Here is a 20,341-nt window from a genome sequence, read left to right as displayed (position 1 = left end):
TTTTGAATACTAAGCCAATGAAAACGACCACACTGATTTTAATTCTATTGCTGTTTCTGACTTCTCTGGGCTTTGCCCAGGAAGCAGATTCTGCAAGACAAGATTCGGTAAAAACCACCAACTTTACTCTTTTCAATACCGATGTCATTGTCTACAAAAATGCCGACGGTACCAATACCTGGGAATTTGTATCCAAAGGAGAACAATATTATGAATACCAATCCAAGTCAAAAAAATCAAGTAATGGACTGACTTTGGACATCGGTATCAATACCTGGATTGGGGACGATGCTGCTCCTGTTGTCAAACCTTGGGGCAGTTGGAATCCTGCGATCAATTACCACTATACCTACAAACCAAGCAAAAACTTCAACCTGAAATCAGCCATTGGAGTCAGTTGGTACAACTTCAAATTTGAGGACAGAAACCTGCAGGCATTAAGAAGTAACGGCAGTTTGGTTTTTGAGGAACATCCATCAGGCACCGGGACAAAATCAAAAATTTCGGCTTCCTATGCTAACCTGACTTTGATTCCGACCGTGCAGACAAGCAATGGTAATTTCAGCTTCGGTGTTGGTCCATATGCTGGTTACAGGTTGGGAGGAAGAGGGAAATTTGTCTACCGGGATACCAGTGGAAATAGAGCAAAGGAATTCCAAATGGGCAATATGTTTGCCGAGAATTTCAGATATGGGATTCGCGCCGAAATCATGGTGGCAGACATTACCTTCTATATGAATTATGATTTGAACAATACTTTCCAAGAAAACAAAGGACCCAAGCTCAATACTTTGAGTTTCGGATTCGTACTTTAAAAACCAACTTACTATGAAAACAAACTTAAAATCAACATTTGCGCTGTTCCTGATTTTAGCAATGGCAGCTATCCATCCTGCGATGTCCCAAGTCCAAACCATCGTGGATGTGACCAAATCTTTTTCCGGAATATCAAGGATAGAAGTCTCCGGAGGTCAGTTGGAAGTGGAATACATCGGGGGGCCAAATGCCGATGTTTCCGTGAATGCATTTTTGGAATCTACCAATCCTGATCAGGATATTGTGTTCGTCACTTTGGGAGATGTGTTGAAGATTTCGCATAAAGTCTCAGGCAATAATAACTGGAACAATAGAACCAAAGGCCACATCAAAATCAGTGGACCTGTAGGTATGAGCCTGGACATGAAAGGTGGTTCAGGATCGGTATATGTAGAGAATGTCCAAAGCTCTGAACTCAACCTTTCAGTCGGTTCAGGGAGTGTTTCTGCCAAAGACATCAGCGCAGACATTCTAGCCAATGCTGGGTCGGGATCCATCAAAATGACAGGTATCCAAGGCAATATCAAAGGCAATGTGGGATCAGGCTCTGCCAATATGCAAGACATCAAAGGAAACATCAGTTACTCTTCAGGTAGTGGTGGCATCAGTGTGGCAGGTGTGGAAGGTCAGGTCAATGTGAGTTTGAGTTCAGGAAATGCAAAATTGGAAAACGTTTCCCAATTGGGTGAATTGAGAGTGACTTCCGGAAACGTAACTGCAACAAACTCCGGCTTGGGTTCTGAAACCAGACTGAGTGGTACATCAGGGAATTTCAAAATCCAGACTTCTTCCAACCTGAAGGACTTCAATTACAACCTCAATGCGAGCTCAGGCAATGTTTCTGTAGGAAATTCACGGGCAGGAAGAAACCTCAGCATAGATAACGGTGCTGCTACAGAAATCAAAGGAAGTATTACCTCCGGAAATATTTCCATTGTAAACCAATAACATTCTCTGAAAACCAATTTTATCTCCCGGCAGGAAGACAAGGAAAGGCAATCCAAAAAATTGCAGAGCCCTGGCTTTCTGCCGGTTTTTTTTTACCCTAAAATCATTAGTGGCATGTAAATTACACGAGCGGTTTAAACTTTTCTCCCACTCAAAGTTCTAAAGGTTACCAAGTTTATGTATAACTTATGGTAATATTTTAATCCTTGTTTTACCTCAATCCGAATTGAACCAAATGGAACCAATCAAAAAAGAAGATTTAAGCCAAGAAATTTTTGACATGTATGACTACTATGTACATGGCAAGATCGACAGAAGAGAATTTGTAAACCGCCTTTCGGTATTTGCTGTGGGAGGCTTGACGGTATCGGCGATTTTAGGATTTTTACTTCCCAATTATGCTGAAGCCAAGAGATTTACCCAAGATGACCCGAGATTGATTTCCTCCTATGTGGAATATGATTCTCCAAAAGGTGCCGGCAAAATGAAAGGCTTGCTTACAAGGCCTGCTGACAAAAAAGGAAAACTTCCGGGCGTCATCGTGGTCCACGAAAACAGGGGATTGAATCCGTATATAGAAGATACTGCCCACCAGGCTGCTTTAGATGGGTTTATTGCTTTTGCTCCTGATGCCTTGACGCCGTTTGGCGGATATCCCGGCACGGACGATGAAGGCCGGACCATGCAATCCAAGCGTGACAGGGAAGAAATGTTGCAGGATTTTATTGCAGGCTATGAATTTTTGAAAGAGCATGACCTTTGTACCGGTAAAGTCGGTGTCGTCGGATTCTGTTTTGGAGGTTGGATTTCCAACATGATGGCTGTGCGGGTTCCTGACCTGAAAGCAGCTGTTCCTTTCTATGGCGGTCAGCCCACAGCGGCGGATGTTCCTTCCATCAAAGCTCCGCTTCAGATCCACTACGCAGAATTGGACACTAGGGTGAATGAAGGTTGGCCGGCTTATGAAGAAGCGCTGAAAGCCAATAAAAAGAAATATGAAATGCACATGTATCCGGGAGTGAACCATGGCTTTCACAACCATTCCACTCCAAGATATGACAAAGCTGCAGCCGATTTGGCTTGGGGAAGGACGATTGATTTCTTTAAGAAAAACCTGAAGTGATCCAAACCGGATTTCCATACAAAGCAAAAAGTCAGCGGATTCGCTGACTTTTTTGTTTTAGGGCAGGTTTGACCATATGATGGCTAATTTCAGCACAAATGTTGAAATAACTTCAACACCAAATCTACAATCCAAGAAACCGCTCCTGAACATGCGGGTAGAAAAACACCGGCTTATAGTACAAGGCCACCTACTTGATTATGCTCCGCTATTTTCATTCTAGCCGATCCAGTGTTTGTAATAAATATTTCGTCTTTAAAAATGCCCTACGGTGAAGTATAAGAATAGTAGCGGATTTTCACACAACAACATTTCGGTTTAACACGGTCTAAAAATAAAAAAAAGGGGGTCGATAAAGCACCGAAACCGCTATTACTTTTTTATACATTGTTGGCAACTGGCTTTATATTCTCATTAAACCTCCTATTCTGAATTTGGTCATATTTCTTTACATAATTAGGATGTTCCGTATTCATAATTCTGTCCCAAAACCGAAAGTACAAGCCATAATTTCCCTTGAATTTTGAATGATGAATGTTATGATGTATGGAGGTATTGAAAATCTCAAATAGAAAAGTCCTTCTAAACCATTTGGGTAGAATTTCATAACCTAAATGTCCATACACATTGAAGAGAAAAGAAATAGTAGAGAAAATGAGTAGCGATATAGGGTGCAGGGGTAAGGTGAGTAACAAAATAGGCGCAATTAGTCCTTCTAAAATGCTTTCAAAAAAATGAAACGAGTAGGAAGCCAATGGTGTAGGATTGGTAGATTTATGATGAACTAAATGAATGTATTTAAACAAATTAGGGTGATGTACAGCTCTGTGCATCCAATAGAAATAGGTGTCATGGATAATTAGGGCTAATACTACACTCAAAGGAATCCACCACCAGGGCATGTCGGACAAGTTATAATACACTTGGGTATAGGTGGCGAGTGGGGTTGAAAATACCAGCACAGAAACCACAGCAATGACTACTGTGGTTTGTGCTGAATGTAGAACCTCTCGTATGAAATCTTTATTTTTTGCAATATTAGATTGTATTTTATTCTTTGAAAAATAGGCAGGAAACCATTTATAGAAAATGAAAAAGGCGAATCCTGCTATCAGAGTATATCTCAGAATATTCAATAAAATTGGGCTCCAAACATTCATTTTTCTTTGGTTTTAGTTCAAATCAATGGTGTATTGATTTCCATTGATGGTAATTGTTGCCGTGTTATCTCCATTAAAAACTAGGCTACCGTCATAGTTGAAATTCCCTTGATTGGTTGAGCCAGAAAGTGTAAATGATCCTGTGCCTGATTCCACTTCAAAGTCAGATTTCCCAATAATTAAATCTACTATACTAGCATTAAAATCGGAGCTCAAACTTCTTGTATTTTGATTTGTGGTTAGTTGTTGTGTACCCTCTCTTTGGTAAGTGGCATTAAAAATCATCGTAGAAGATGAAGGTTGAAGGCCAGTAACCGTAGCGGTAAAGGTTGAAGAATCGTCAGATGCTATTCTTGCCGTGGTGTAGGTTCCGCTACCTGTTGAGCTAAATACCGCTGACTGGGGTACACTCAATCCACTACAGTTTAGCGTAAAATTCCAATTGTATTTATAATCTGCCTGTACTACCGAACCGTTATTGGTGAAATAGTAGCTGTCAGCAATCTGTTGATTGCACTGCACATTCAGCGAGATTTCTTCTTGGTAGGTCCTAGCATATTCAGAAGTGGTCTCTTCCATGCCGGCAGATTTCTCGGCCAGAAATCCTTCAATAATCTCAACGGCCTCTTCTTCTGTCAGAGAAACATTCGGTTCTATTTCAGGATCCAAACTACACGAGAACGTAAGACCACTTAAAAGAACTGCGAGAAGTAATTTTGATTTTTTCATTTTATTATATTTTAGAATTTAAGATGTGATAAAGGTAAATTGAGTTAATACTTAAGGTCGTTAACAAAAGATAATAAATCAGGAATTTTGTAGATTGGCTATTGAACAATTTGGAAAAGAAAATCACGAATAAAATTGATGGTAATATCCATGTAAGCTTCATTCATGACAAATGGCGTATGGCCGGCACCTTCGAAGGTGTAAAAGTCATTAGTAATCCCATATTCATCGAGTTTTGGATGAATAACAGAACTTCCATCTACTTCTATACCAATGTTTAAAATGGTAATTTCACCAGATCCATACGGAACAACATTATCTTCATTTCCATGCATACTTACAATGGGCGTAGTTACCTCCGGATTAATGATGTCTGCGTCTAAAAGCAAACCGCAAAGGCTAATTACTCCAGCCACATCTTCGGAATAACCCTCATTCCCACTATTACCGGACAATCCTCCATTTTCATCAAAATAATCCTGCATTTCCTCAGGAATTTCTGCTTCATCAAGGTGTACTATATGTAATGCAGTTACAGCACCCGCAGAAACTCCCCCTATGTAAATTTTAGTGGGATCAATTTTAAAACGATTTGATTCAGAGGCATCTTTATGAAAAAATCGAATAGCAGCTCGCATATCGTGCATAGCCTTTGCTACAGCTTCATAGGAATTTTCTATGCTGTTATCCAATACAAGGTCAGGAGATAAGCGATAATCAATTGATGCACAGGCATAACCCCGTTTTGCGAAGGCGTTGCACAGAGCTTCAATATCAGGGCTTTCTTTTTTTCCAAATACAAATCCACCACCAAAAGCCAATAGGATTAAAGGTTTTTCTGTTTCCAGGTCATCAGATGGCTGATAGACATCCATGAATAATTCCTGAACATTGTTTGGATTTAATAGTGTTGGTTGTACTGCTTCTCCGAATTTTACATTGGAGGTAACTTCAACATCAAACAGTTCGTCGTAGTATCGTTGATTGCCAGTTGGGGCTATTGTATCATCTTCCATATTACATGATACTAGAACCAAGCCCAAAAATAGGATAGGAATTAATTTTAGTGATTTCATTTTGTATAGTTTTAATTTATACAAAATTATCAAGGCTAAAATCCTTAAATCCTTAACAAAAGATAATAAAAAATTAGATTTTATTTTTTGGAAACAATACGTTTGCGAATCCTACTTAAAGAAACAGGTGTCACGCCCAATATATTGGCAATATATTTATCGGGGACGCGATTTGAAAGGTCAGGAAAGTCTTTCATAAACTTAATGTATCGCTCCTCAGGATTCATCAAAACAAAATTTTCGAGTCGCTCTTTTACTTCGAAAATAATCTTTCTCAAGAAAAATTTCCGATTCGATTCCAATTTTTGATTTTTGCTTACAATCGAATCTAATATTTGATAATCAATACTAAAAAAACTGCTGTCTTCTAAAGTTTCATAATAAAATTTTGAAGGATTTTCAGTTGCAATAAAATCAAAATTAGCCACAACATTGTGTTCTGGTATGAGGCTAAATGTAATCTCTTCGCCGTTATCTTTGATATGATACATTCTCACCAAGCCTTTACGCAAATAGTAAATCGCTGAGTCTTTTGATCCTTGTTCAAAAAGGGTCGACCTTTTACCTAAAGAAACGGATTTCGCAGATTTGAGAAGTTCTTGTGCGTCATTCAAAGTAATTTCCTTACCAAATCTGTAAAGAGTTCTGAGCTTTTCTAAATCAATCATTTTTTTAGTCGGTCTGTTTTTTAGCTTGTTGCTAACGGTCGGCAGCTACACGCAGGCAGAGATTTGTACCACTGAACTTCAAACGAAGAACTGAACTGCAAATTTAGCACTTTCCTTTCCTTCGAAGTACGAAGCCACTGCTTGTGTGTAGGTGCTGTTGGTGTTAGTTTTTTATTTCCTTTTTTATGAGTTTTGTAATAAAGTCCGCTTGATACTCCAATTCAGGGAACATTTTATTTCTAGTGATTCCTAAATATTCTAATTCTTCCAATATTACACCTTTACAGTTTGACGGAATCTTCAAAAGTTTTGATGGTTTCCAAAACTTTTCAATATCATTATCAAAATTAATTTTTTCAAATTCGTAATATTCTTTTCCAAGAGTTCCTGGATTAGTGCTCTTAATCAATTTGTTGACTTTCATTCCAAATAATAAAAATGAGCCATCTTGGTTTAAAATTCTAGCATTATTTAATGTCGGCAATATTGCATAAAACGGAACTTTTGTCAGCGGATACAACACATCTGATGAATTCTTGTATGGCCTTGAATACGACGTAGCACATTCTTTTGAATTAAGAACATCCTGCGTAAAACTGTCAATGTCAAGTTGGAAGCCTGAATATTTAAAAACATATTTCATTATAACCGAAATGTCGTTCAGCTCTGATCTGAAAACAGGGAGATTTGGGAATATATAAACTGAACCGTCTTGAGCTTTTTGTTCATCTCCGTGGCACGCAAAAAATAAAGCAACAAGGGGATTTAGAGTTGTATCTAACAATCTAGTAGGAAGTCCATAGTGTTGCATTTTGACTAATGTGTCAAAATAGCTAAGGTTTTCAAAATGCTGTGGTGCAACTCTCAGAAATTCAGAAATCAAAACTCCTTCTTTCTTAAGTAAGTTGTTCCTATATAGGCTAGGCTCTAGTCCCCAATTAGAGTTAGATTGTCCACGGTAAAAGCTTATACTACTAACAGAGGGTGACCGCATGAAAATTGCCTTTTTATTCAATTCAAATATTCTCTGAATGAATTCTGAAACATCATTGACTATATTGTCTTCTGTCATGCTATCTGTTTTAAATTAACGCCAACGGTTGTATATCAACAAGACTTGTGGATATCTACCCAAATTGGGATGGTATCAACAATATTGTTGTTATTTTTCAATTATTTAAACACAGGCTCTTTTAGTTAAATATCCAATCCATCCAAACGACCTTTGATTTGATCAAATCCTTTGGTTGAAAGATCACCGAAAATTTGAATGGCTGTGGCTTTTACTCTTTTTTACTCAATCTCCTCATCACCTCTTTCAATTTTTCTTTATCTCCTTTATAAGCTGCCAAATCAAACAATTCTACTTTTCGGAAATCTATCGGGTGGCTTTCACTTTGAAGGGCAATAAATCCCGACTTCAGGGGAGTTCCGTCAACTTTGACAGCAGGATCTGATGGACTGACATTTCCTCCGCCGATTTCCGGATGGAAGTATTTCAAAACAGTATCCCCTTCCAAAATATGGTACACCACAGAATCTCCCAAAACCAAAAACTGTGCAGTCACCCACTGCTCTCCGTGATAGGTTTTGGAGCTTGAATTGACACAATGCGGGGTGAATAATTCCCCATCCATATACACGTTTGTACCGGGAGTACAAAGGTTACTTGTCGTCCGTTCATTCGTCCCGTCACCGCCGAGAAATTGGCCTTCAATCGAAATAGGAAAATCCTGGTCTATAAGAATAGTCTTTGGGTCCTGACAATGTAGCATCGCTCCGGAATTCCTCAAAGCCCATCCTTCCCCACCTGGCGCCTGTTCGCCTACAAACCTGTACTCGACATTGAGCAAATAATAAGAAAAAGGGGTGTTAAAATAGATGTGGCCATACTGTTGGTCAAAAGCTTCGTAACCATCATACCTGACTTTCATAAGACTGTCTTCCACCCTGAAGGTATTGGCAAAGTTTTCGTTTAGTTCATGTTTGGCGATTTTGATCGTCCAATCATTTAAATCTTTTCCATTGAACAGCTGAATCCATTCTCCTTCCTCTTCTTTTTCAGCCTCAGTTTTGGATGTGCTACAGCTTATGAGAAATAACAATGAATAAAGAATGAAAGCGGACCTTACCGGATTTTGACAAAGATGGATCATATTGTTTTTGAATTTAGAAACTCAAACTGAAATGGAAAATAGGGAAATATTTGATAGATTGGAATAAAAATTCCCAACACCATGACAAATAAATCTTTCTTCCTCTTCCTGATGGCATTCCTGATTTTTGGCAAGACCTCAGCCCAAGAAGTGCTTTACCTAGAAAAAGACCAAGCTGCCGGAAACGGTTCCATTCAGCAATTGGATTGGATAGTGGGATATTGGTCAGGAACTGGCTTGGGTGGTGAATGCGACGAGCTATGGCTGCCTGCTCAGGACAACAGCATGGTGGGAACTTTCAGGTTTATGATGAATGGCAGCTTGATTTTCTCTGAATACATGAACATGGTGGAAGAAGACGGCAAACTTTTCCTTAAACTCAAACACTTCAACAGGGACCTGAGCGCTTGGGAAGCAAAGGAAGAATGGACGATTTTTAAGTTTATCAAAACAGAAAACCAAACAGCGTATTTCAGCGGGATTACTTTTCACAGGGATGGAGACGAATTGATCCTCAAACTCGCCCTGACCAATGATGGGGTAAAAAGCATTGAGGAATTCAGGTACAAAAAAACGGGCTTGTAAAGTAAAAAACTAAGCTGTTAAATATTTTTTTGAGCGCATTAGGAAAATTATTTCCCAATTATTTATATTTCAAAATATAATTAGTTAAGATTCTTTATGGGGAAAATCCGATGCTTGTTTTCAATACTGCTTTTGTTCTTTTTTTCACACCTTTCATTTTCTCAGGTAAAAACCTCCCCCATTCCCGATTGGGTCAAGTCCGAACCTGAAACAGCCAACTCAGCCCACAAGCCCACTGAAGGTGGATACACCTATCTGTTGTTTGAAAGACAATATCATGTTCCCCAAAAAACTTCTTTCTCCAGGTACAAAATCCAAGTACTGACAGTGGATGGAATCCAGGAAAACTCAGACATCAGCATCAATTATGACCCGACATATCAAACGCTCCATATCCATGACATCAGTATCTGGAGAGATGGAAAAGCCATCAACAAACTCAACCTCAGCGAAATAAAAACCATCCAAAAAGAATCCGGTTCAAATCAGTTTATATATGATGGTTCGCTTTCTGCCATCATCCACCTTTCTGATGTACAAAAGCAGGACATCATCGAATACAGCTATTCCATCAAAGGTTTCAATCCCGTCAACAAAGATTTTTTCTCTGCCGACCTCTACCATCAGCTCTATTTTCCTGTAAAAAAATTCAGGTATCGCATCATCACTTTGGCGGATAAAGGCATCCAATACAGAAATATCGACCACCAATACAGCCCCTCAATCGAGGAGGGATCCGGGATGAAAATTTATACATGGGAAAATGAAGCCTTGAGTCCCAAGATGTTTGACATCAATGTACCCAATTGGCTGGCCATTTATCCTATGACTTCGGTTTCCAACTTTTCCGGATGGGAAGAGGTGGTTTCATGGGCATTGCCTCTGTACCAATATGATCTACGGACGATCAGCCCGATTTTGAAGACTATCAATAACAAGGCTTTGACAGAAGAAAAAATCCCTGAGTTGATCCGCATGGTCCAAGACGATATTAGGTACCTTGGCTTGGAGTCCGGCATGAGTGCTTACCGCCCCAATGCCCCCAAGAAGGTTTTTGATCAGAAATTCGGTGACTGCAAGGACAAATCACTGCTTTTGGTAGCCTTGCTCCGGGAGGAGGGTGTGAAGGCCTATCCGCTTTTGGTAAATACCGAATGGAGAAGCGAAACAAAAGCTTTACAACCGAGTCAAAGTGCCTTCGACCATTGTGTGGTGACCTATGAATGGGAAGGAAAAAATTATTTTGTTGATCCCACCATTTCGGATCAGGGAGGATCTTTTGAAGATTCATTTTTTCCGGATTATGGCGTGGGCTTGGTTATCAAAGAAGGTGTCAAAGACCTGATAGAAATCCCAAGAGGCAAAGTACCCTACACAAAAATAAATGAACTGATTACAGTAAATGATTTTTCCGGAAAAGCAGAATATGTAGTCCGCTCTGAAATGTATGGAAGAAAAGCAGATGAAACCAGGGCCTATTTTGCAAATAAATCCAAAGAGGAAATCACCCAGGAATACATGAATTACTATGCCAACCTGTATCCGGGAATCTCCACGACCGCTGTCGTAAAATTGATGGATTATAACCGCAATGGGGAAAACCTGCTTACGGTAGAGGAGTATTACCAAATTCCGGATTTTTGGCAAAAAGCAGATGACAGCACTTATGTTTATGGACAGATATATCCGATCGTATTGGAATCACTTCTGGAGCTTCCGAAGTCTGCCAATAGGACGATGGACTATTTTGTAGGAGATGAAGAGGAGTTCTATCAGACTACCCAAGTGGTACTTCCTGAAGATTGGAACATCACCCCATTTGAAAAAAAAATAGAAGCAAGTGCTTTCAATTACCACAACAAAATCTTTGGGGCGGGCAATACGGTGGTGGTGGAACATTCCCTGAAACGGTTAAAAAATACCATTCCCGCCGTTGAAGTAGCGGAATTGTTGAAAAAGAAAGAGGAGGTGATGAAGGAACTTTCCTTTTACGTAACCCATACCGGAAAGCAAAAAGGCAGTTCCTCAAACTTGGGACAACTGTCGATTTTGCTTGCTTTGATCATCTTGGGTTTTTGGATTTACTTCGGTATCAAACTTTACAAAAACTATGACCCTGATCCATGGATTTATGCTGAAAACAAATCCATCGGAGGATGGCTTGTTTTGCCTGCAATTGGGCTTTTTGCTACGCCTATATATATTTTGATTACTATCATTGACATGGAGTATTTCTCCGGACAGACTTGGCTCAACGTCGAAACGCACGGAAATGCGCTTAGATTCCTCGTTGTATCGGAGATGATTTACAATTTCTGCTTTTTGGGTTTTACTTTGGTATTGATCCTCTTGTTTTTACAAAGAAGGACAAGTGTTCCAAAGTTGATGGTCGTGTTTTATGCAATCAGTATTTCAGTGACTCTTCTTGATAATCTGGCAGCTTATTTTATTAATGTAGATTTTGAAATCGAGACTAGGGAAATCGTACGGGCAAGCGCAGCCGCCATCATCTGGATTCCCTATTTCATAAAATCTGAAAGGGTAAAATCAACTTTCTGCAAGACTTTTCGGCCCAGAGATTAATACCTGAGTTTAACCAGGACCGGTTTGTGGTCGGACATCTCTACACCCAATACTTCCACGGAGACAATTTCCCAATCTGTAGCCTTTCCCAGCCAAAAGTAGTCTATTCTGATTGTTGGTTCTTTGGAAGAATAGGTGTTTTTGGGATTTCCAAATTCAAGTGCTGCGTCTAAAAATTCCTCAGAAAGGATAGAGTAGCCTATTTCGTCTGCAGTAAAATTAAAATCTCCCGTCAACACTACCGGGGTGTCAAATTTTGAAAAGATATTTTTGAGCGCTACTGCCTGTGCAGTCCTGTTTTCCACATATTGGTGGCAAAGATGAGTTCCTCCAAAGACCAAGGTCATTCCATTTCCCAAATCCACTTTCGCCAATGCGAGACTTCTTTGCTCCCCTCCATTTGGAATGGGCAAGGAATAAGCTTCAAATTGGGCAGGAAACCTGCTTAAAATACCTTCACCGTAACCCCCTTCAGAAAAATCAATGGCTTTGGCAAAATAAGGTTTCATTCCTGTCAATTTTCCCAATTCAGCCATCAAATCCAATTTCCCTTCAGGATTAAAGTTTTTGGTCCTATTCGTCATGCTGTCTACTTCCTGCAGGGCTACCAAGTCAGGTCTGATTGAATTGATCAGTTCGGCTATTTCCCTGAGGTTGCTTTTTCCGGGATGGTATGGGTCCTCGCCATGGTAGATATTGTAAGTCAATAATGTGATTTCTGATTTGTGGGAATGACCTTGGGCAAATAAGGCAAAATCAGAAAACATGGTTAAAAGCAACAAAAAGAAAAACTTTTTCATATCACAAAGTAAAAAAGGCATGTCAATAAAAAAAGCCCTGAAAGTTACTTCAAGGCTTTTGTTAAGACTACCAAGTCGTTGACTTCAGTTTCGGAAATGCCCTGATGACATCGCTGAGACTGAGTTGTCCGACCAACTTGCCGTCTTTCATCACAGGAAATCTTCTTATTTTGTTGTCCAGGAATTTTTGGGCTGCATCAAAGAGTGAGAGGTCAGGGGTTAATGTCATGACATTTTTGGTCATATGTTCTGCTACCGTCCCCGGAAATGTCGGGGTATTGGAATACTTTCCTTTGATGATTTCTTTTAGGCAGTCTACCTCGGAAATGATCCCTACCAAGGTCCCTTTGGAATCCAAGACAGGGGCACCTGAAATTTTCTTTTTGGTCAATAAATCCAATACATGGTCAATCGAGTCCTCAGGACGGAATGTGACCAAATTGGTACTCATATGGTCCATGACCAAAATGGGGGCTGCTGCTTTTTTGGGTTCGACCACCCTCACGCCTTGAAAACTTTTTACCATAGCTATATCGGTTATTTTGAGTTTAATAATTTAGAAAATAAAAAACCGAAAACAAATTAGTTGGATATATAAAATTCAAATTCAATATATAATTACAAAAAATAGATCATTTAAAAATAAAAATATTAAAAAATATAAAATATTAAAATAAATTATTTTCAGTTGATATGGTTTTCAAGGATCACAAATGGCATCCAGTCCATTGCCGGAAAGGCAAACCTTGTCTGAAAATCAAAACTTCCAAGAATAATATCAAGGTCATCATCCCCATCTATGTCCGCTTTTTCCATCACCAGCCAAGACCATTTTCCTAATTCCTCTATGCTGCTGACCTGAAACTCCATATTTCCGGTCTGTTGAAAAAGAAGGAAATTCAAGGTTTTCTCCCCTGATTTATCAGGAAAGTATGAACTAACTGCCATTCCCATTCTTCCGTCTTGGTCAAAGTCTCCAGTCAGCAATGCGCTTGCTCCGTGCATAGGGTAAAAATAAGATTCACTAAAAGCGTTTTTGCCATCATTGGTAAAGATCCGGAGTCCATGATAGGGTTTTAAAATGGGAGAAAGGTCTGCATTGTCCCCATTGACGATGACCAGGTCCTTGAACCCATCACCATCCATATCTTCAAATTCGAAATCCGAAGAACCAAAAACAGCGTCGAATTGGAGCCAGGTTTCTTGTTTGAATTTCCCTTCACCCTGATTGATGTAGGTATAAATCCCCTCTTTTGCCTGTGTCATCATGGCTATGATGTCTGGCAATCCGTCTCCATTGACATCGGCTATTACTGTTTTGCGGGCACCGGGGAGCGAATTCAAAACATGTTCCTCATACCCACCGGCATTTTCTTCAAACCAAGACAATTGACCGATATGGTTACCGAAAAAGCTGACGATCAGTTCTTCTTTGCCATTTTGGGTTAAATCTGCATAGGTAAAGTGCACCGGTCTGCGAAGGCTGTCCATCAGGATGGTGGGGTGTTTCTTTTCAAAAGATCCATATTCTTTCAGCCTGCCAAAAGCAAAATTAGAAGGATCCATCACTCCCATGGTGAGGAGTTCAAAACCTGTTTCCTTAAAACTGATGTCGGAAGCAGGGGAAATTATTCTGATGGAATCAAGGATTTTCATCCCAATGGGGTCGATCCTAAACAGGCTATTCAGCCTATCGCCGACGTACAATAATTTTTCATTTGGATTGTAACGGACAAGGGTAGTCAGGCTAGGACGTTTATTGTGAAAATCAGGATTGTGGACGGTAAACAATCCTGTGTTTTCCTTCAGATTATTGTCGATAGGAATAGGCTCCAAGGAATCAGGAGCAAGGTCAATGTAATACTGCTGGATTTTATCCCAATCTTTTTGGGTTACCAAAGCTATTTCTGAATATATCCCCCGAGGGGCATCATTGTCTTCCCCCACTTTCGCTCCAAAATCTTCAGCATTGATCAGGCCCAATCTTCTTCGCATGTCGGGAAGTACACCGTTTTTCCAAGTGGCTTTATCCAATAATGCCGGATCAGGTTTGACATGGCAGGCTTGGCAATAAAGGTCTGAGAGTTCTTTCCCGGAAAGCTCCAGAGAAGTATTCCCCAAGCCTTGGAGTTTGTCAAATCCTTCTTTTTCTATCTTTGAACCTTGGCTACAAGACCCCAAAAAACCAAAAACTAAACTCCAAAATAAAAATTGTTTTCCCATTCCTTTACCCATTGTATTCTGAACGGGTAAAGTATGCAGCACAGTTTTAGAAACTGCTGAAGTTTACATAAACGGGGGAATGGTACTTTATATATCCCTTATAATCCTAGCAGGACTTCCCATCGCGAGCTTGTTGTCAGGAATGTTTTTGGTGACCAAAGAACCTGCTGCCACGGTCACATTGTTCCCGATACTGACACCGGGAAGAATCACCGTACTTCCACCAATCCAACAATTGTCTCCGATCCTTACAGGAAGTGCTTTGGTTTTGTAGGGGGCCTGATTGGATTCGTGGTTTTGGACTATCCTTTCGGTAGCCGAGATCGGATGAGTCGCTGTAAAAATCTGCACATTGGGCCCAATCAGTACATTTCTCCCGATGTCGATGGTATTGCAATCCAAAAAAACCACATTGGTATTGATGAATGTATTTTCTCCAACGGATATATGCTTGCCATAATCACAATAAAAAGGGCTTTCGATCCAAACGCCTTTGCCGACTTTCCCTAAAAGCTGCTGAAGTATCCGGGATTTTTCCTCTCCATTCCGGGAAGATTCATCACTCCATTGCTTTAACAACTCTTTGGCCTGATGGTACATTTCGAGCAATTCCGTATCCCGGGAATTATAGAATTCGCCTGCAAGGAGCTTCTCCCTTTCTGTCATTGGGCTGCAATTTCTTTTCTAAACAGATTAACCATATTCTGATCCACAGTCAACACCTGTTTGAATGCAAGTGGATCAGAGGAAAGGGAGACGGAGGGGTGAAAATAACTGCTTTGTGTAGGCCTGTATCCTTTGCATGAAGCATGGATTTCTCTGAGATGGCCATTTTGGTTTAATTGAGAAACATGTTCAGGTTTGGATCCTCCTCCCGGCATGATGATGATATCATCACCGGCCAACTCCAATAACTCAAGAATATTTCCTAAACCTTTGGTCACGTCATTTTCTCCTCCGGAAGTCAATATCCTTTGAAATCCCAAGTCAATGATCGTATTCAAAGCTTTTTTCTTGTCAGCAGCGATGTCAAATGCGCGGTGAAAAGTGCATGGCAGGTCTTCCGCAACGTTGATGAGGTATTTGCATGCTTCCTTATCGACATTTCCGTCCCGGTCCAAAACACCAAAGACAAATCCATCCGCCCCAAGGTTTTTGAGGATGGTAATGTCCTTTTTCATCACATACAATTCCTCCGAAGTATAGACAAAATCTCCTCCGCGAGGCCTCAGCATCACAAAAATGGGGATATCTACTTTTTCTTTTAGAAACGCGAGCATGCCGGCACTTGGTGTCTCGCCACCTTCCCCAAAATCAGAACAAAGTTCCAGCCTGTCAATGCCATATTCTGCAGCTTTGATCGCCGCCTCCACTGTAAAAACAGGAGCTTCCAACAAAATCTTTCCCATGGCTTAGAATTTACTTTTTGAGTCGACCAAGGTTCCGCCACCGCTATGGTGCCTGGCAAAATTAAAACCGGGATGAACCGCATATGCGCCATATTCCCCGTCTTTGTTGACGGCAAGAAACCCAGCCTGAATGTCTTTGATATTGGCTGAGTTTTTGGCAATCAGCCTTCGGACTGCTTCCTCACAGGCCTCTTGCGGTGTTCTCCCCTGACGCATCAGTTCTACAATCAGAAAACTTCCACAGATTCTGATGATGGTTTCGCCAAGTCCTGTGGCTGTGGCTGCGCCAACTTCGTCATCTACATAGAGTCCCGCTCCAATGATAGGGCTATCTCCTACCCTGCCGTGCATCTTGAATGCCAAGCCACTCGTAGTACAGGAACCTGCCAACTTCCCATCAGGGCCTAAGGCTACCATCCCGATGGTGTCGTGGTTTTCGATGTTGATGATGGGCTTGTATTTGGATTCTTTTTTCCATTCCTGGTACATTTCTTCTGCTTTTGGACTGAGGGTCTCGGATTCCATCGGAAATCCTTTTGCGATCGCAAATTGCCTTGCTCCTTCTCCTGCCAACATCACATGGGGAGTTTCTTCCATGACCATTCTTGCCAAAGAAATCGGATGCTTGACCTGTCTCACAAAAGCAACAGATCCGCAGCTGCCGTCCCCTTTCATGATGGAGGCATCCAAAGTAGGTATCCCTTCCCTATCAGGCAGACCTTGCAGACCAACCGATAAGTTGTCCATGTCCAATTCTGTGACTTTGACTCCTTCTTCTACCGCGTCGACAAGATTACCGGATTTCATTAAAACTTCCCAAGCACGGTCATTAGCAGGCATGCCATGGTTCCAGGTGGAGAGGATAAGGGGTTTGAATTTTTCACCCCTAGATTCCTGTACAGAATTGGCACATGCTTCAATAATTCCTCCGGGCAAAAGCAATGAGGTGGAAACGAGGGTTTTCTTAAGAAATGATCTTCTGTTGGACATTGTGGTTGGGTTTGTACAAAAAACATTAAATTGATTAAAGATTAAAGATTCAAAAAATTTCGGAGAAATATATTTGGGATCGTTGAAATTTTTAAGGAAGTTGGGGGAGGGATGGGTGTGGTGGTTGTAGTGGTTGTAGTTGTTGTAATGGTTGTAGTGGTTGTAGTTGTTGTAATGGTTGTAATGGTTGTCTGCTTCGCGTTGGCGGGTAGTTAACTGGTTATTTGGTTAATTGGTTAACTGATTCCAGACTTAAGCCTTTCATCTGATCACTAAGAAGCCTACCGACTCCAGAATCTCGCATCTCGGCTCTTGATTCTCGCTTCTAAATACTTGATACTATAATCTTGATACTTGATACCAGAAAAATATGAGACCTTATATCCTTGCTGAAAACAATTGGAAAAACTTAAAACATCAGCGTTTTGATCTTGCCGTTTTGCCTTGGGGAGCCACAGAGGCACATAATTACCACATGCCCTATGGGACAGATGTCTTTGAAGCGGAGTCCATTGCCGCTGGGGCAGGGAAATTTGCTTGGGAAAAGGGGGCCAAAGTTGTAATACTACCGGTTTTGCCTTTTGGAGTGAACACCGGTCAGAGTGACATTTACCTTGATATCAACATGAATCCAAGTACCCAAATGGCCATATTGAAAGATATCGTGACAGTATTGGACAGGCAGGGCGTGAAGAAGTTTTTGATCCTGAACAGCCACGGTGGCAATGATTTTAAGACCATGCTGCGTGAACTTGGCCTTCAATTTCCGGATATGCTTCTTGTAACATGCAATTGGTATCAGGCCTTGGATAAAAGTCTGTATTTTGAGGAAGCAGGTGACCATGCCGACGAGATGGAAACAAGTCTGATCATGTACCTACATTCAAGATTAGTTTTGCCATTAGAGGAAGCAGGAGAAGGCAAAGAGAAAAAATCCGTCATTCCCGGCATACGGGAAAAATGGGCATGGGCCGAAAGAAAATGGTCAGAAGTCACCGAGGACACCGGCATAGGGAATCCCAAAAAATCCACTGCTGAAAAAGGAGAAAGATATTTCCATGATGTCTGCACCAAAGTAGGTCAACTGATGATTGACCTATGTAAGGTGGATAGGAAGAGGATGTATGAGTAATTCGAGGCGCTTTTCCTTCTGTTAAGAGGAGACCTAAGATTTCATCTTGGAAATGTGCAATGGAAGAAAATATTTGAATAATGATATGCTTTCTTGGAAATTGGTCAAAAGTTAACGAATGGTGGGGGAGGGTATAACGGGTCCATAGGAGAGGGTTAGGAGAAGTATAGGGGAAAGTGGGGGTAAAATGGCTGTTTTTAGGCAAAATGATTGTATTATTTTTTATAGAATTGTCTTTTTTTAAGTTTAAGTCACTTGCATTTTTTGGAGAAATCCGGGAGGGTAAGTTGTTGGGAAGTCGGGAGGGAAGTATTGTCGGGGTACCTGCTTTGGGTTCTCAAGTTCTCGAGAAATCAAGTCTTGGATCTTATGTTTTGAATCTTATATCTTTTTACTTCAAAACAGGGAAGGGGATTTTTCACCACAGATGAACAGGATTTTCACCAACAATGCGCAAAGAAGTGGAGTTAATGTTATGAACTGAAAATCTCTCTTTTTATTCTAATTCAACACTATTATTTAAGGTCAATAAAACTGGGAAAAATACAATACAAATGGTATCCTTCGGAAAGAAATTCAATAGTTTGGGGAATAAATTGAATCAGTTTGTCCTTGATCACTAAAGAATATAAATAAATTTATCTAATTTTTTATATCAGAACCTGGAAGTTCCAGGTTGTTTTCGCCAAACTTTAAATTTTTATACATCATGAAAAAACTTCTCTTACTTTCATTTGTAACCCTGTTTATCCTCTCAAGCTGCAGCGATGAATCTGTGCTTACCCCTCCTGAAAATATTAATGCCAAAAATGATCCAATTGCGTCTGCCAAAAAGGAGTTATTATCCTTGGTCGAACAAAGTAAAATTAACCTACCTTATACTTCATCTAATAATTCAGCTAGAACAATTTCTGAAGTCGGGATCAACCATTCTGCAATGGTGGATTTTGATCTTTACAATTCAATGATTGACAATGCCATTGACCCCAATGATTATGAATGCGGGCCAACTGAATTACGTTTTTATTCAGCAGATTTAAGGTCGGACTGGGATGCAGATGATTATTTCATTTTCAACAACCTTGGAAGGTTCATTGTATTCGACTATGTATACTTATTTGAGAATGAGGATGGGGGTCAATATTATGGACCTGATGGGGAGTTCACCAATCAAATCAATAGAACTTTCAAAGACTTATTAAGATTCTGGAATATTCCTTCTGATATTCTACTTAGGGATGCACATGGAAAGATATTTGACGATGTTGAAAAAGTAATCAAATTACTAAGGGTTTATGGATATCCCCAGGGAACTGCAGAGTCTTTGGCAGATTTACTCAAAACCATATATGGATCTGACAAATATTTTAATTACAACCATCCGCTTTTATCATTCAATGCTTTTGCCGCTACAGCGGATGAGTTTTGGGGTACCCCAAAAAAAATAGTCATGGGGGATGGTATTTTAAAAGCTTATGCTGATTTGGGGTTTGGCGATGTCGCTCCGCAAGCAATTTTAGCCCATGAATATGGCCATCACGTTCAATTTGCAAAAGATGTTGAATTTTTAAACTCTCCGGAAAGTACCCGGAAGACGGAGTTAATGGCCGATGCTCTTGCAGCTTATTATTTGACCCATAAGAGGGGAAGTACCATGAACTGGAAAAGAGTACAATTGTTTTTGGAAGTGTTTTTTGAAATTGGGGATTGTAGTTTTGCATCAAACGGGCATCACGGCACTCCAAATCAAAGAATGAATGCTGCAATTTTTGGATATAATTTAGCAAACGACACCAATGTCAACGGAGTAATAATGACAGCTGAAGAATTTATTCTTTTGTTTGAGGCAGAATTACCATCCTTAATAGCTCCTGACGCTCCTTGATTTTTTTTAAAGCATCTCTGAACTCGAGTTTGGTTTTCAGAGATGCTTTTTTTTTAAA

20 protein-coding genes are annotated in these 20,341 nt (G+C 40.2%); 8 read left to right on the top strand and 12 right to left on the bottom strand.

Features of this window, described 5'->3' with window-relative positions; translation table 11 throughout:
* The first annotated feature begins 17 nt into the window (after positions 1–17).
* The 3 genes from NK987_RS19980 (at position 18) to NK987_RS19970 (ending at position 2,887) form a co-directional block, all read left to right on the top strand.
* Positions 18–815, top strand: a complete 798-nt coding sequence (locus NK987_RS19980) for a hypothetical protein (protein WP_259265303.1) — start codon at positions 18–20, stop codon at positions 813–815.
* A gap of 13 nt (positions 816–828) precedes the next feature.
* Entirely contained in the window at positions 829–1,764 is a 936-nt protein-coding gene (locus NK987_RS19975; RefSeq protein WP_259265302.1) for a DUF4097 domain-containing protein, read from the top strand.
* Between the two features lie 235 nt (positions 1,765–1,999).
* Positions 2,000–2,887, top strand: a complete 888-nt coding sequence (locus NK987_RS19970) for a dienelactone hydrolase family protein (protein WP_259265301.1) — start codon at positions 2,000–2,002, stop codon at positions 2,885–2,887.
* 380 nt (positions 2,888–3,267) lie between these two features.
* Here NK987_RS19970 and NK987_RS19965 read toward each other — a convergent pair whose 3' ends face one another.
* The 6 genes from NK987_RS19965 to NK987_RS19940 form a co-directional block, all read right to left on the bottom strand.
* Positions 3,268–4,047, bottom strand: a complete 780-nt coding sequence (locus tag NK987_RS19965; protein WP_259265300.1) for a sterol desaturase family protein — start codon at positions 4,045–4,047, stop codon at positions 3,268–3,270.
* 12 nt (positions 4,048–4,059) lie between these two features.
* Positions 4,060–4,716, bottom strand: a complete 657-nt coding sequence (locus NK987_RS19960; protein ID WP_259265299.1) for a hypothetical protein — start codon at positions 4,714–4,716, stop codon at positions 4,060–4,062.
* A gap of 158 nt (positions 4,717–4,874) precedes the next feature.
* Positions 4,875–5,852 carry an alpha/beta hydrolase gene (locus tag NK987_RS19955; RefSeq protein WP_259265298.1) on the bottom strand — a complete coding sequence of 326 codons (978 nt, stop codon included), beginning with the start codon at positions 5,850–5,852 and terminating at the stop codon, positions 4,875–4,877.
* An 80-nt stretch (positions 5,853–5,932) separates the two neighbouring features.
* Positions 5,933–6,520, bottom strand: coding sequence for a Crp/Fnr family transcriptional regulator (locus tag NK987_RS19950; RefSeq protein WP_259265297.1), 588 nt, complete (start codon positions 6,518–6,520; stop codon positions 5,933–5,935).
* A gap of 163 nt (positions 6,521–6,683) precedes the next feature.
* Positions 6,684–7,592: an FRG domain-containing protein gene (locus tag NK987_RS19945; protein ID WP_259265296.1), complete on the bottom strand. Its 909-nt coding sequence runs from the start codon at positions 7,590–7,592 to the stop codon at positions 6,684–6,686.
* Positions 7,593–7,803: 211 nt separating this feature from the next.
* Positions 7,804–8,676: a 3-keto-disaccharide hydrolase gene (locus NK987_RS19940; protein ID WP_259265295.1), complete on the bottom strand. Its 873-nt coding sequence runs from the start codon at positions 8,674–8,676 to the stop codon at positions 7,804–7,806.
* Between the two features lie 81 nt (positions 8,677–8,757).
* Here NK987_RS19940 and NK987_RS19935 point away from each other — a divergent pair, with 81 nt between their 5' ends.
* The gene (locus NK987_RS19935) at positions 8,758–9,261 is read left to right on the top strand and encodes a DUF6265 family protein (RefSeq protein ID WP_259265294.1); all 504 of its coding nucleotides are present in this window, start codon (positions 8,758–8,760) and stop codon (positions 9,259–9,261) included.
* Positions 9,262–9,375: 114 nt separating this feature from the next.
* Positions 9,376–11,844 (top strand): DUF3857 domain-containing protein, encoded by a 2,469-nt coding sequence (locus tag NK987_RS19930; RefSeq protein ID WP_259265293.1) that lies wholly within the window; start codon positions 9,376–9,378, stop codon positions 11,842–11,844.
* Here the strand turns inward: NK987_RS19930 and NK987_RS19925 are convergent.
* The 6 genes from NK987_RS19925 to NK987_RS19900 all read right to left on the bottom strand — a co-directional run bounded on the left by NK987_RS19925 (position 11,841) and on the right by NK987_RS19900 (position 17,266).
* Complete coding sequence (locus NK987_RS19925; protein WP_259265292.1) at positions 11,841–12,644, bottom strand: endonuclease/exonuclease/phosphatase family protein; 804 nt, start codon at positions 12,642–12,644, stop codon at positions 11,841–11,843. The genes NK987_RS19930 and NK987_RS19925 overlap by 4 nt on opposite strands.
* Positions 12,645–12,711: 67 nt before the next feature.
* Positions 12,712–13,170, bottom strand: a complete 459-nt coding sequence (locus NK987_RS19920) for a CBS domain-containing protein (RefSeq protein WP_258421385.1) — start codon at positions 13,168–13,170, stop codon at positions 12,712–12,714.
* Between the two features lie 158 nt (positions 13,171–13,328).
* Positions 13,329–14,909, bottom strand: coding sequence for an FG-GAP repeat domain-containing protein (locus tag NK987_RS19915; protein ID WP_259265291.1), 1,581 nt, complete (start codon positions 14,907–14,909; stop codon positions 13,329–13,331).
* Positions 14,910–14,954: 45 nt separating this feature from the next.
* Positions 14,955–15,533 carry a sugar O-acetyltransferase gene (locus NK987_RS19910; RefSeq protein WP_259265290.1) on the bottom strand — a complete coding sequence of 193 codons (579 nt, stop codon included), beginning with the start codon at positions 15,531–15,533 and terminating at the stop codon, positions 14,955–14,957.
* Positions 15,530–16,276, bottom strand: coding sequence for a copper homeostasis protein CutC (locus NK987_RS19905; RefSeq protein WP_259265289.1), 747 nt, complete (start codon positions 16,274–16,276; stop codon positions 15,530–15,532). Before NK987_RS19905 ends, NK987_RS19910 begins: the two co-directional genes overlap by 4 nt.
* 3 nt (positions 16,277–16,279) lie before the next feature.
* A complete protein-coding gene (locus NK987_RS19900) occupies positions 16,280–17,266 on the bottom strand; it encodes an isoaspartyl peptidase/L-asparaginase family protein (protein ID WP_259265288.1) in 987 nt (328 codons plus the stop codon).
* Positions 17,267–17,636: 370 nt separating this feature from the next.
* Between NK987_RS19900 and NK987_RS19895 the strand changes: the two genes are divergently transcribed.
* The 3 genes from NK987_RS19895 to NK987_RS19885 all read left to right on the top strand — a co-directional run bounded on the left by NK987_RS19895 (position 17,637) and on the right by NK987_RS19885 (position 20,283).
* Complete coding sequence (locus tag NK987_RS19895; protein ID WP_259265287.1) at positions 17,637–18,398, top strand: creatininase family protein; 762 nt, start codon at positions 17,637–17,639, stop codon at positions 18,396–18,398.
* Positions 18,399–18,604: 206 nt separating this feature from the next.
* Positions 18,605–18,829, top strand: a complete 225-nt coding sequence (locus NK987_RS19890) for a hypothetical protein (protein ID WP_259265286.1) — start codon at positions 18,605–18,607, stop codon at positions 18,827–18,829.
* Between the two features lie 278 nt (positions 18,830–19,107).
* Positions 19,108–20,283, top strand: coding sequence for a hypothetical protein (locus tag NK987_RS19885; protein ID WP_259265285.1), 1,176 nt, complete (start codon positions 19,108–19,110; stop codon positions 20,281–20,283).
* Positions 20,284–20,341: the final 58 nt, after the last annotated feature.

Source organism: Aquiflexum gelatinilyticum (assembly GCF_024813435.1).
GTDB lineage: Bacteria > Bacteroidota > Bacteroidia > Cytophagales > Cyclobacteriaceae > Cognataquiflexum > Cognataquiflexum gelatinilyticum.
Note: the sequence above shows the minus strand (reverse complement) of the source record. Positions and strands in the feature narration are given on the sequence as shown.

What these genes read in the sequence shown, in the direction of transcription:
- NK987_RS19950 (WP_259265297.1), bottom strand. Translation starts at nt 6,520, where the DNA reads ATGATTGATTTAGAAAAGCTCAGAACTCTTTACAGATTTGGTAAGGAA.
- NK987_RS19905 (WP_259265289.1), bottom strand. Translation starts at nt 16,276, where the DNA reads ATGGGAAAGATTTTGTTGGAAGCTCCTGTTTTTACAGTGGAGGCGGCG.
- NK987_RS19965 (WP_259265300.1), bottom strand. Translation starts at nt 4,047, where the DNA reads ATGAATGTTTGGAGCCCAATTTTATTGAATATTCTGAGATATACTCTG.
- NK987_RS19910 (WP_259265290.1), bottom strand. Translation starts at nt 15,533, where the DNA reads ATGACAGAAAGGGAGAAGCTCCTTGCAGGCGAATTCTATAATTCCCGG.
- NK987_RS19885 (WP_259265285.1), top strand. Translation starts at nt 19,108, where the DNA reads ATGAAAAAACTTCTCTTACTTTCATTTGTAACCCTGTTTATCCTCTCA.
- NK987_RS19920 (WP_258421385.1), bottom strand. Translation starts at nt 13,170, where the DNA reads ATGGTAAAAAGTTTTCAAGGCGTGAGGGTGGTCGAACCCAAAAAAGCA.
- NK987_RS19980 (WP_259265303.1), top strand. Translation starts at nt 18, where the DNA reads ATGAAAACGACCACACTGATTTTAATTCTATTGCTGTTTCTGACTTCT.
- NK987_RS19895 (WP_259265287.1), top strand. Translation starts at nt 17,637, where the DNA reads ATGAGACCTTATATCCTTGCTGAAAACAATTGGAAAAACTTAAAACAT.
- NK987_RS19975 (WP_259265302.1), top strand. Translation starts at nt 829, where the DNA reads ATGAAAACAAACTTAAAATCAACATTTGCGCTGTTCCTGATTTTAGCA.
- NK987_RS19925 (WP_259265292.1), bottom strand. Translation starts at nt 12,644, where the DNA reads ATGAAAAAGTTTTTCTTTTTGTTGCTTTTAACCATGTTTTCTGATTTT.
- NK987_RS19970 (WP_259265301.1), top strand. Translation starts at nt 2,000, where the DNA reads ATGGAACCAATCAAAAAAGAAGATTTAAGCCAAGAAATTTTTGACATG.
- NK987_RS19900 (WP_259265288.1), bottom strand. Translation starts at nt 17,266, where the DNA reads ATGTCCAACAGAAGATCATTTCTTAAGAAAACCCTCGTTTCCACCTCA.
- NK987_RS19940 (WP_259265295.1), bottom strand. Translation starts at nt 8,676, where the DNA reads ATGATCCATCTTTGTCAAAATCCGGTAAGGTCCGCTTTCATTCTTTAT.
- NK987_RS19890 (WP_259265286.1), top strand. Translation starts at nt 18,605, where the DNA reads ATGATTGTATTATTTTTTATAGAATTGTCTTTTTTTAAGTTTAAGTCA.
- NK987_RS19945 (WP_259265296.1), bottom strand. Translation starts at nt 7,592, where the DNA reads ATGACAGAAGACAATATAGTCAATGATGTTTCAGAATTCATTCAGAGA.
- NK987_RS19935 (WP_259265294.1), top strand. Translation starts at nt 8,758, where the DNA reads ATGACAAATAAATCTTTCTTCCTCTTCCTGATGGCATTCCTGATTTTT.
- NK987_RS19955 (WP_259265298.1), bottom strand. Translation starts at nt 5,852, where the DNA reads ATGAAATCACTAAAATTAATTCCTATCCTATTTTTGGGCTTGGTTCTA.